Source organism: Variovorax sp. KBW07 (assembly GCF_003852515.1).
Classification (GTDB): domain Bacteria; phylum Pseudomonadota; class Gammaproteobacteria; order Burkholderiales; family Burkholderiaceae_C; genus Variovorax.
The window spans coordinates 19,395-29,614 of the sequence record NZ_QAJK01000088.1 but is presented as its reverse complement, the minus strand read 5'-3'; the positions used below and the strand labels follow the sequence as shown (position 1 = coordinate 29,614).

General features: G+C 61.7%; 11 protein-coding genes. 8 read left to right on the top strand and 3 right to left on the bottom strand.

Annotation, left to right across the window (positions count from 1 at the left end; all coding sequences use genetic code 11):
* Window positions 1–136: 136 nt before the first annotated feature.
* The 3 genes from DBV14_RS18560 to DBV14_RS18550 all read right to left on the bottom strand — a co-directional run bounded on the left by DBV14_RS18560 (window position 137) and on the right by DBV14_RS18550 (window position 1,389).
* Window positions 137–604: a DUF192 domain-containing protein gene (locus DBV14_RS18560; RefSeq protein WP_124460784.1), complete on the bottom strand. Its 468-nt coding sequence runs from the start codon at window positions 602–604 to the stop codon at window positions 137–139.
* A gap of 92 nt (window positions 605–696) precedes the next feature.
* Window positions 697–894 (bottom strand): hypothetical protein, encoded by a 198-nt coding sequence (locus DBV14_RS18555; RefSeq protein ID WP_124460782.1) that lies wholly within the window; start codon window positions 892–894, stop codon window positions 697–699.
* Between the two features lie 156 nt (window positions 895–1,050).
* Window positions 1,051–1,389, bottom strand: a complete 339-nt coding sequence (locus DBV14_RS18550; protein ID WP_124460780.1) for a cell envelope biogenesis protein TolA — start codon at window positions 1,387–1,389, stop codon at window positions 1,051–1,053.
* Between the two features lie 218 nt (window positions 1,390–1,607).
* Between DBV14_RS18550 and icd the strand changes: the two genes are divergently transcribed.
* The 8 genes from icd to tssJ all read left to right on the top strand — a co-directional run bounded on the left by icd (window position 1,608) and on the right by tssJ (window position 10,217).
* A complete protein-coding gene (gene icd, locus DBV14_RS18545; protein WP_124460777.1) occupies window positions 1,608–2,867 on the top strand; it encodes an NADP-dependent isocitrate dehydrogenase in 1,260 nt (419 codons plus the stop codon).
* A gap of 367 nt (window positions 2,868–3,234) precedes the next feature.
* Window positions 3,235–5,949 carry a type VI secretion system ATPase TssH gene (gene tssH, locus DBV14_RS18540; RefSeq protein WP_124460775.1) on the top strand — a complete coding sequence of 905 codons (2,715 nt, stop codon included), beginning with the start codon at window positions 3,235–3,237 and terminating at the stop codon, window positions 5,947–5,949.
* 77 nt (window positions 5,950–6,026) lie between these two features.
* Window positions 6,027–6,572, top strand: coding sequence for a type VI secretion system contractile sheath small subunit (gene tssB / locus DBV14_RS18535; RefSeq protein WP_124460773.1), 546 nt, complete (start codon window positions 6,027–6,029; stop codon window positions 6,570–6,572).
* 22 nt (window positions 6,573–6,594) lie between these two features.
* The gene (gene tssC, locus DBV14_RS18530; protein ID WP_124460771.1) at window positions 6,595–8,097 is read left to right on the top strand and encodes a type VI secretion system contractile sheath large subunit; all 1,503 of its coding nucleotides are present in this window, start codon (window positions 6,595–6,597) and stop codon (window positions 8,095–8,097) included.
* Window positions 8,097–8,483, top strand: a complete 387-nt coding sequence (locus DBV14_RS18525; protein ID WP_124460770.1) for a BPSL0067 family protein — start codon at window positions 8,097–8,099, stop codon at window positions 8,481–8,483. Before tssC ends, DBV14_RS18525 begins: the two co-directional genes overlap by 1 nt.
* Window positions 8,484–8,490: 7 nt before the next feature.
* Window positions 8,491–9,012, top strand: a complete 522-nt coding sequence (locus DBV14_RS18520) for an STY0301 family protein (protein ID WP_124460768.1) — start codon at window positions 8,491–8,493, stop codon at window positions 9,010–9,012.
* A gap of 73 nt (window positions 9,013–9,085) precedes the next feature.
* The gene (locus DBV14_RS18515) at window positions 9,086–9,571 is read left to right on the top strand and encodes a type VI secretion system tube protein Hcp (RefSeq protein ID WP_124460766.1); all 486 of its coding nucleotides are present in this window, start codon (window positions 9,086–9,088) and stop codon (window positions 9,569–9,571) included.
* 154 nt (window positions 9,572–9,725) lie between these two features.
* Window positions 9,726–10,217 (top strand): type VI secretion system lipoprotein TssJ, encoded by a 492-nt coding sequence (gene tssJ / locus DBV14_RS18510; protein WP_260397114.1) that lies wholly within the window; start codon window positions 9,726–9,728, stop codon window positions 10,215–10,217.
* Window positions 10,218–10,220: the final 3 nt, after the last annotated feature.

Below are 10,220 nucleotides of genomic sequence, written 5' to 3'. Positions count from 1 at the left end.
CGAGACCTTCCTGGCCAAGCTCGTCAACTGGGACTTCGTCGCCAAGAACTTCGGCTGAAGCCAGGCTTCTCCAGTTTCTCCATAGAAAAAGCCGACCTCGGGGTCGGCTTTTTTGTGGGCTTCAGGCAGCAGATGCTCAGCGCTTGGTGGCCGAGAACAACTCGCCGCCCAGCTTCGCGCCCTTCTTGATGTTCTTCTTGGCGAACCAGCCCTGGTTCATTTCAAGGACGTAGCGCACCGGCTCGAGGGAGCAGTGCGAGTTCTCGGTCATGGGCTGCATGTCGACCAGGTTGACGATGCGGCCGTCGTCGGCCACGAAGGCGGCGGTCAGCGGCAGGATCGTATTGCGCATCCAGAAGCACTGCGTTGCGGGTTGCTCGAACACGAAGATCATGCCTTCGGCCTGCGGCATTTCCTTGCGGAACATCAGGCCGATTTCTCGTTGCAGCGGCGTTTGCGCAATCTGCACGTCGAGCTTGTACAGGCCGACCGACAGCTGCGTGCGCTGCAGGTCGGTCTGGGGTTGTTGTTGCGGCTGCTGGGCATGCGACGGCATCACGAAAGACGCGGACAGCAGGAGCAGGGCGGCGAGACGCTGGAACATCGAACAACTCTTCTTTCAGGGCGGGGTCATGGCCTTGCCCGTTACCAATAAAAATGCCCGCTGAAGCGGGCATTGCCGGTGAGCAGGAAAGCTTACACCTTCTTGGCGGCGGCCGTGTGGGCCTTGGCGACGTGGCGAACCTTGTGCTTCTTGGCTGCAACGTGCTTCTTGGCCGTGTGCTTGGCAACCTTGGGAGCGGCAGCGGGCGCTGCGGTGGTGGGTTCGGCTTGTTGAGCGAAGGCACCGGCAGAGAAGAGACCGGCGATCAGGACTGCGAGCAGCTTGTTCATGAGAAATCCTTTGAAATTCGTTGATTTGGATAGCCCTCCCTGCGGAAGGTAGACATTCAACGGAGGCCGCTTGCCGCGGTTGACAATGTTCCAGCCGTCGCGAACGAAAAAAAAGAGCGCTCCGAAGAGCGCTCTTTTTTTGAGGGTCAGGCCGACTTACTTGGCGCCTGGCATGTCGGGCGTACCACCTTGGGTCGCCTTGCGCTTCACGCTGCCGTCCTTGTTGCGACGACGTTGGTCGCGGGTGCTGGCGCGCTTTTCGCCAGAAGCAGCAGCCTTGTCGGCACCGATGGCGCCGCCTTCGGGCGTCTTGGCGATGTCGCCAGCAGCAGGAGCCACTTGGCCAGCGGGCTTGGCAGCCTTCTTGGCTTCAGCGCGTTGCTGCGACTTGCTGTTGGTGGCGTTCCCTTGTTCGGGCGTCGTGCCGGCCGGGTTTTGGGCGTAAGCGCCAGCGGCGAACAGGCCAGCGATCATGACTGCGAGAATTTTGCTCATTGATGATTCCTCTATCGAGAATTGGTTGGAAACGCCTCCCGGCGAGCAGAAGGTCAGCCACTAACGAGGCCATTGGCCCTATGGTTGACAAACGCCCGCTGATGGGTTGCGTCTAAAATGTACAGCGATTTGTTCGCGGGCTGTACAAGCGATTCCCATCGTGTCTGAATTCGCTGACAGTCGTCAAAATAACGCCACTCCCGGAGCCATCCCCCCTCATGTCCAGCTACCAGCACATCAAAGTCCCGGCCGAAGGCCAGAAGATCACGGTCAACGCCGACAACTCGCTGAATGTGCCGGACCAGCCGATCATCCCCTTCATCGAAGGCGACGGGACCGGGCTGGACATCACCCCGGTGATGCTGAAGGTGGTGGATGCCGCAGTGGCCAAGGCCTACGGCGGCAAGAAGAAGATTCACTGGATGGAGGTCTACGCCGGCGAAAAGTCGACCAAGGTCTATGGCCCCGACGTCTGGCTCCCCGAGGAAACCCTGCACGCCGTGCGCGACTACGTGGTCTCCATCAAGGGCCCGCTCACCACGCCCGTCGGCGGTGGCATTCGCTCGCTGAACGTCGCGCTGCGCCAGGAACTCGACCTTTATGTCTGCCTGCGCCCCATCCAGTACTTCGAGGGCGTGCCCAGCCCCGTGCGTGAGCCGCAAAAGACCAACATGGTCATCTTCCGCGAGAACTCGGAAGACATCTACGCCGGCATCGAGTTCGAAGCCGAGAGCGACAAGGCCAAGAAGCTCATCAAGTTCCTGCAGGACGAACTGGGCGTCAAGAAGATCCGCTTCCCGAACACCTCGGGCATCGGCGTCAAGCCCGTGTCGATCGAAGGCACCGAGCGCCTCGTGCGCAAGGCGTTCCAGTACGCCATCGACAACGACAAGCCCAGCGTGACCATCGTGCACAAGGGCAACATCATGAAGTTCACCGAAGGTGGCTTCCGTGACTGGGCTTACAACCTCGCGGCCAAGGAATTCGGCGCCGAGCTGATCGACGGCGGCCCGTGGATGAAGTTCAAGAACCCGAAGACGGGCAAGGAAATCACTGTCAAGGACAGCATCGCCGATGCGTTCCTTCAGCAGATTCTTCTGCGCCCCGCCGAGTACAGCGTGATCGCCACGCTGAACCTGAATGGCGACTACGTGTCCGATGCGCTGGCCGCGCAAGTGGGCGGCATCGGCATTGCCCCGGGTGCGAACCTGAGCGACACCGTCGCCATGTTCGAAGCCACGCATGGCACGGCGCCCAAGTACGCGGGCAAGGACTACGTGAACCCGGGCTCCGAAATCCTCTCGGCCGAAATGATGCTGCGCCACATGGGCTGGACCGAAGCGGCCGACCTGATCATCAGCTCAATGAAGAAGTCGATTGCCAGCAAGAAGGTCACCTATGACTTCGCACGCCTGATGGAAGGCGCGACGCAGGTGAGCTGTTCGGGCTTCGGCCAGGTCATGATCGACCACATGTAAATGTCACCGCCGGCGTCTTCTTGACGCCGAGCATCGAGCCCTTGAACTTCCGAAAGGAATTCGAGGGCTTTTTTCTTGGCCGCATCAGGCATGGAAATTAATGAAAATAACTCTTTGGTTTTCATTAATGAGATTGCTATTGGACAAACTGCACAGATCAATTGCCTGCTTTTCCGGGTTAACTATTGGTTGAAACTGTGCTTGCCGCACGGCGGCACTAGCCCCCCAGAATCGCGCCCATTCAAGAAGGCACAGGGAGTGTTTGAGTGGGCAAGAAAACCGCAAAGGCCGGCGTCATGTCGGAGTGCGTGGCGTGCAGCAATGCCGCCGGGCAAGCGATGCTTCGCGTCGCACGCGAGATCGTTGCATGACGATTTCCAGGCGGGCGCTGTTCGGCAAGCTCGATCTCACTTTGTTTCGCGGCATCGAGTCCGCGACAGCCTTTGCGAGGCTCAGGGGCAACCCGTACGTCGAGCTGACGCACTGGATCCATCAGCTCTGGCAGCTCAACGACAGTGATCTGCACCGCATCTGCCGCCACTACAAGATCGATTCGCAGGCCATCGAGAAAGACTTGGCGGTTGCCTTGTCCGGCTTGCCTTCGGGTGCGACGTCGCTGGTCGATTTTTCGCATCACATCGAAGTGGCCGTCGAGCGCGCCTGGGTGTTGTCCAGTCTTGAATTCGGTGATCGCTGTGTGCGCAGCGGCTGGTTGCTCGCAGCGCTGGTGCAGACGCCTGAGTTGCGGCGCGTGCTGCTCGGCATCTCGCCGTCGTTCCAGCGGATTCCCGCGGACCAGCTGACAGACACCATCGGCCAGATCGTCGCCGGCTCGCCTGAAGAGGGGGAGGGGCCGCACGATGGTTCCGGCCTGACGCCCGCCGTGCCAGGAGAGGCCAGCGGCGCCATCGGCGACCAATCCGATCACAAATCCGCGCTGGCCAGGTACTGCACCGACCTGACCGAACGCGCGCGCAGCGGGCAGATCGATCCGGTCATCGGGCGTGAACACGAAATTCGCACCATGGTCGACATCCTGCTGCGCCGGCGGCAGAACAACCCTCTGCTCACAGGCGAGGCCGGCGTGGGCAAGACCGCGGTGGTCGAGGGGCTCGCCCTGGCAATCGCCGATGGCGAGGTGCCGCCGAACCTCAAGGATGCGCGCCTGCTGAGCCTCGATGTCGGCGCGCTGCTCGCCGGTGCCAGCATGCGGGGCGAGTTCGAGTCGCGCCTGAAGTCGCTGCTCGAAGAAGCGGGCAAGTCAATTCAGCCTGTCATTCTCTTCATCGACGAGGTGCACACCCTGGTCGGCGCGGGCGGATCGGCCGGCACGGGCGACGCTGCGAATCTGCTCAAGCCCGCCCTTGCGCGCGGCACCTTGCGCACCGTGGGGGCGACCACCTGGAGCGAATACAAGCGCCATATCGAGAAAGATCCGGCGTTGACCCGGCGTTTCCAGACACTGCACATCGCGGAGCCCGAAGAGGCTTCGGCCATCGAGATGGTGCGCGGCCTGGTCGCCACCTTTGCCGAGCACCACGGCGTGACCGTTCTCGACGAAGCGGTACGCGCTGCCGTGACGCTGTCCCATCGCTACATTCCGGCGCGACAGTTGCCCGACAAGGCAATCAGCCTGCTCGATACCGCCTGTGCACGCGTTGCCATGTCATTGCATACGCCACCTCCGGTGGTCGAGCAGCTTCGCCAGCGTATTGCCGCACTCGATGTGGAGCTCGAGCTGCTGGCGCTGGAGCGGGTGGTTGCGCAAGGCAGCGATGCACGGTCGAAGCGCGCCGAAGCCGCAACCCTGGGGCGGGACAACGCACGGGCTGAACTGGCCACGCACGAAATCAAATGGCGCGAAGAACTGGCGGTGGTCCAGCAGATTCATGAGCTCAGGATGCATGAGGGGGAGAGAGGAAGAGGAAGCGAAGAAGAGGCGGGCTGCGCCGAGGGCACATCGCCTTCGGCGCAGCTGGTCGCCCTGGAGCAGGCGCTTTCGGCACGCCAGCAAGAGGCGCCGCTGATCTTTCCCCAGGTCGATGAAGCGGTGGTCGCAGCCATCGTTGCGGACTGGACGGGCATTCCTGTCGGGCGCATGGTGACGGACGAGGTTGCGGCCATCTTCGGCCTTCAATCCACGCTGAACGAGCGCGTCATCGGCCAGCCCCACGCGCTCGCCGCCATCGCCGAACGGGTCCAGATTGCACGCGCGCGTCTTGCCGACCCGGACAAGCCGGTTGGCGTGTTCCTGCTGGTGGGGCCATCGGGTGTCGGCAAGACCGAAACCGCGCTGGCACTGGCCGAGGCGATGTATGGCGGTGAGCAAAACCTCATCACCGTCAACATGAGCGAGTTCCAGGAGCCGCATACCGTCTCGACCCTGAAGGGATCACCTCCGGGCTACGTGGGCTATGGAGAGGGCGGGGTGTTGACGGAAGCCGTGCGCCGCAAGCCCTACAGCGTGATCCTCCTTGACGAGATCGAAAAGGCCCACCCGGACGTCCACGAACTTTTCTACCAGGTGTTCGACAAGGGGTGGATGGAAGACGGCGAAGGCCGCCATATCGACTTTCGCAACACCACAATCCTGCTGACCAGCAACACGGGCTCGGAACTCATCGCGAATCTTTGCGACGACCCGGCGCTGATTCCCGAGGTCGAGGCCCTGCGTGAAGCATTGCAGCCGCTCTTGCGGCAGGTCTTTCCCGCAGCGTTTCTGGGGCGCCTGTCCATCGTGCCGTATCTCCCGTTGGGCGCGGAGGTATTGGGCCGCATCGTTTCCCTGCATCTGGACCGTGTGGTCCGCCGCATGAAGGCGCAGCACGACATCGATCTGCGCTACACGCCGTCATTGGTGGGGCGCGTCATCGAACGGTGCGGCACCCACGAAACCGGCGCTCGGCGCTTGATCGGTTTCATCGAGCAGAGCCTGTTGCCGGTCTTGTCGGGCGAGTGGCTCGGCGCGCTCCAGCAAAAACGAAAGATCACCCGGATGTCCGTCGACGTGGATGCCCGTGGCGCCACAAGCCAGGACTTGCAAGGAGGAGGCGCCATCGTCTGCCACACCGAATACGCCTGATTCCCCCGGAGCCGCCACGCCCGTCCCGGCAGTGACATCGGGCTCTCGTTTTGTCGTTTTTTCAGCAGGGAGTTTTCATGACCATCAACAACAACAGCAGTCAGAAGTTCATCGCCCGCAATCGGGCGCCACGCGTGCAGATCGAGTACGACGTGGAAATCTATGGTTCGGAAAAGAAGATCGAACTTCCGTTCGTCATGGGCGTGTTGTCCGATCTTTCCGGCAAGCCGGCCCTGGCCTTGCCGCCGGTCGCCGAGCGCAAGTTCCTCGACATCGACATCGACAACTTCGACGAACGCATGAAGGCCATCCAGCCGCGCGTTGCGTTCGCGGTGCCCAACACCCTGACGGGGCAGGGCCAGCTCATGGTCGACATCACCTTCGAGAGCATCGAAGACTTCTCTCCGGCGGCAGTGGCCCGCAAGGTCGAGCCGCTCAGCCGCCTGCTCGAGGCCCGCACCCAGCTTGCCAATCTCCAGACGTACATGGATGGCAAGGCGGGCGCCGAAGGCCTTGTCAACAAGCTCCTGCAAGACCCCGCACTCATGAAGTCGCTGGCGCAGGCACCCAAGCCGCGCGTCTCGACCGACAGCGCTGCGCCCACCGCCGACCTGACCGCCTGAAACCCTTCGCAAGGAACTGCAGATGAACACCACCAGCGACCCCGTGCGCCACGCGCCAGAGCCGGCGCAATACGCCAACCCCTCCGACTTCGCTTCCCTCCTGGACAAGGAATTCAAGCCCAAGACCGACGAGGCGCGCGAAGCCGTCGAAGCGGCCGTTCGCACGCTCGCCGAACAGGCGCTCGTCAATGCCGCGACCATGACCGACGATGCCTACAGCAGCATCGAAGCCATCATTGCCGAGATCGACCGCAAGCTGTCGGAGCAGATCAACCTCGTGCTGCACAAGGACGAGTTCCAGAAGGTCGAGTCGGCATGGCGCGGCATGCACCACCTGGTCTACAACACCGAGACGGACGAGAAGCTCAAGATCCGTTTCATGGACGTGTCCAAGGACGAGATGCGCCGCACGCTGCGCCGCCACAAGGGCATCGCGTGGGACCAGAGCCCCATCTTCAAGCGCATCTACGAAGAAGAGTACGGCCAGCTCGGTGGCGAACCCTATGGTTGTCTCGTGGCCGACTACTACTTCGACCATACGCCGCCCGACGTCGAGTTGCTCGGTGCCATCGCCAAGGTGTCCGCCGCATCGCACGCGCCCTTCATCGCCGGCTCGGCTCCGTCGCTGCTCGGCATGGAATCGTGGCAGGAACTCGCGAATCCGCGCGACCTTGCAAAGATCACCTCGAACCTCGAGCACGCGCCCTGGAATTCGCTGCGCAGCACCGAAGACTCGCGCTACGTGGGGCTGGCAATGCCGCGCTTTCTCTCGCGCCTGCCTTACGGCGCAAAGACAAATCCGGTTGACGAATTCGACTTCGAAGAGGAAACCGAAGGCGCAGACCATCGCAACTACGTGTGGAGCAACGCGGCCTACGCCATGGCCGTCAATATCAACCGCAGCTTCAAGCTCTACGGCTGGTGCACCATGATCCGCGGCGTGGAGTCGGGCGGCACGGTCGAGAACCTGCCGTGCCACACCTTCCCGACCGACGACGGCGGCTTCGACATGAAGTGCCCGACCGAGATCGCGATCTCCGACCGCCGTGAAGCCGAGCTCGCCAAGGCCGGCCTGATTCCCCTGGTGCACCGCAAGAACACCGACCATGCGGCCTTCATTGGCGCGCAGTCGGTGCAGAAGCCGCAGGAGTACATGGACCCCGATGCCACGGCCAACGCCAACCTGTCGGCCCGGCTGCCGTACCTGTTTGCCAGCACCCGTTTTGCGCACTACCTCAAGTGCATCGTGCGCGACAAGATCGGCTCGTTCAAGGAGCGCGACGACATGCAGCGCTGGCTCAACGAATGGATCATGCATTACGTCGATGCAGACCCCGCGAACTCGTCGCAGGAAACCAAGGCCCGCCGCCCACTCGCCGCGGCCGAAGTCGTGGTCGAAGACGTCGAAGGCAATCCGGGCTACTACAGCGCCAAGTTCTTTCTTCGTCCGCATTTCCAGCTTGAGGGGCTGACCGTCTCGCTGCGGCTGGTGGCGAAGCTGCCGGCGCTGAAGGAAGCTGCCTGATGGCTTACGTTTACACATTGGTCGACGAACTGGAGGATTCCCCGCTGCTTGGCTCGCACCAGTGCGTTGCCCTGGTTCAAATCAAGGCCGGAGCACCTCACACCTCCGCATGGCGCGAAGGGGCCTCGGTCAGGGGGAGTTTGACGCTTGCCCGAGGCACGGCCATCGCCACCTTCGTCGATGGCAAGTACCCAAGCCATGCGCACGGAAACCATGCCGCGCTGTATCTGAGCCAAAGCGCAGCCGGTATTGCGGTCATGGATCAATGGAACAAGAAAAACAAAACACACGTCTCTCAACGAATGATTCCTTTCCGCGGTAAGGATAAAAAGGGCCACTACCTCACGCCCAGCGACAACGCCGATGCGTTCTCGGTGATCGAGTAGGCCAGCCATGCCCCAAGGACGGTTTTCTTTTGCGGCAATGGTGACCGCCTGGAGCGTGACAGGTGCATGCCTGGGCGCCTCCCCTGTACGGCAGCCGGAGTTTTGTCCGGCGCAAGTCCAGTTCTCTGCGGCAAGCCGGGTCGACCTGCCCGAGTGGTACCACTACAAGCCGCCTTGTGTTGGAGATGCCTGCATCGATCCGGCCAGGCTGGTCAATGTGCCGGCGGGTTGGGCAGCCGTCATCGAGCCTCGGGAGCTTCCCCTCTGGGACGCGGGATTTTCCTATGGTCCACCCAACGACAAAGCGCAGATCAAGCCCGACAGCGATGTCCGACGCGGCGTCCGCTATGAGACCAGCTACTTGGAGGATGGCACTGCACCGCACCACGGTTATTGGCTGGATTGCCTGTACGGGGATGGCGTCATTCATTTGTCTCGGAAGCTTCCGGACGAGTTGAAGCAATGCACGGTTATTTACTCACCCCGTCCGAATGAGGAAGCGCCCCGTATCTCGATGACGTGCAAGTAAGACGTTTTTTGTTTCTTCACACGCCCGCGCTGAATGCCCGGGCAACTTTTCCCCTCAACCAAGGAGTATTCCCATGTCACAAGACATCTTTCTGAAGCTTGCAGGTATCGAAGGCGAGTCGCAGGACTCTGCTCACAAGAATGAAATCGAAGTGCTGTCTTTCAATTGGAAAGCTGCGCAAGAGTCTTCCATGCATGCCGGTTCCGGCGGCGGCGCCGGCAAGGCTACGGTGGAAGACCTGGAGTTCGAGCACTATGTCGATCGCTCCAGCCCGAACCTGATGAAGTACTGCCTGACGGGCAAGCATGTGCAGGAAGCCAAGCTCACCGTTCGCAAGGCCGGCGGCGATCCGCTTGAGTACCTCAAGTTCACGTTCACCGACGTGATCATCACTGCCATTCAGCCCTTCGGATCGAACTCCGACGAAATGCGTGTCAAGGAACGCATCAGCCTCTCGTTCTCGAAGATCAAGCAGGAGTACTCGGTGCAGAACGCACAGGGCGGCAGCGGCGGCGCAGTCACCGCCGGCTACGACATCAAGGGCAACAAGGAGTCTTGATCTCCATCGACCCAGGGACACGCGATGCATGAAGGTGCATCGCGTGCCCCTGGTTGATCCCGTCGATCGAAAACCTTCTCTGCTCACCATGCCTTTCCCCGTGTCCGGTCTTCGATGGATCGCGGCTCTGCGATGCGCGTTGCCATCGAGTGCCGTGCCTTGTCTTCTGCTCATGCTGGCCGTTGCACCGTCGTCGCATGCCCAGTTCTCGTACCCGAGGGAGCAGACCAAGCTCGACATCACCATCACCGCGGGAGCCGACGTGAACCCGGATGACAAGGGCAGGGCGGCGCCAATCCTGGTGCGTGTCTACGAACTCAAGTCCGAGGGCACTTTTGAAGCGGCCGACTACTTCTCGATCTACAACAACGACAAGGCACTGATCGGCAGCGACCTGCTTGTTCGAGACGAATTCATCCTGCGGCCGGGCGACGTCAAGACCATCCGCCGCAAGTCGCATCCCGACCTCGCGGCCATCGGCATCGTCGCGGGCTACCGCGATCTGGCGCAAGCCGATTGGCGTGCCGTGCAAAAGATCGACCCGGCGCCCGAAGTCGCCTGGTATCGCTCCGTCATGCCGGCCAACAAAGTGAAGTTGCAGATCGACCTTCAGGTCAAGGGCATCCAGCTCACTCCCCTCAAATGAACC

Excerpts from the sequence above, each read along its gene's own strand:
- tssH (WP_124460775.1), top strand. The coding sequence starts at position 3,235 with ATGACGATTTCCAGGCGGGCGCTGTTCGGCAAGCTCGATCTCACTTTG.
- icd (WP_124460777.1), top strand. The coding sequence starts at position 1,608 with ATGTCCAGCTACCAGCACATCAAAGTCCCGGCCGAAGGCCAGAAGATC.
- tssC (WP_124460771.1), top strand. The coding sequence starts at position 6,595 with ATGAACACCACCAGCGACCCCGTGCGCCACGCGCCAGAGCCGGCGCAA.
- tssB (WP_124460773.1), top strand. The coding sequence starts at position 6,027 with ATGACCATCAACAACAACAGCAGTCAGAAGTTCATCGCCCGCAATCGG.
- DBV14_RS18555 (WP_124460782.1), bottom strand. The coding sequence starts at position 894 with ATGAACAAGCTGCTCGCAGTCCTGATCGCCGGTCTCTTCTCTGCCGGT.
- DBV14_RS18560 (WP_124460784.1), bottom strand. The coding sequence starts at position 604 with ATGTTCCAGCGTCTCGCCGCCCTGCTCCTGCTGTCCGCGTCTTTCGTG.
- DBV14_RS18550 (WP_124460780.1), bottom strand. The coding sequence starts at position 1,389 with ATGAGCAAAATTCTCGCAGTCATGATCGCTGGCCTGTTCGCCGCTGGC.
- DBV14_RS18515 (WP_124460766.1), top strand. The coding sequence starts at position 9,086 with ATGTCACAAGACATCTTTCTGAAGCTTGCAGGTATCGAAGGCGAGTCG.
- DBV14_RS18520 (WP_124460768.1), top strand. The coding sequence starts at position 8,491 with ATGCCCCAAGGACGGTTTTCTTTTGCGGCAATGGTGACCGCCTGGAGC.
- DBV14_RS18525 (WP_124460770.1), top strand. The coding sequence starts at position 8,097 with ATGGCTTACGTTTACACATTGGTCGACGAACTGGAGGATTCCCCGCTG.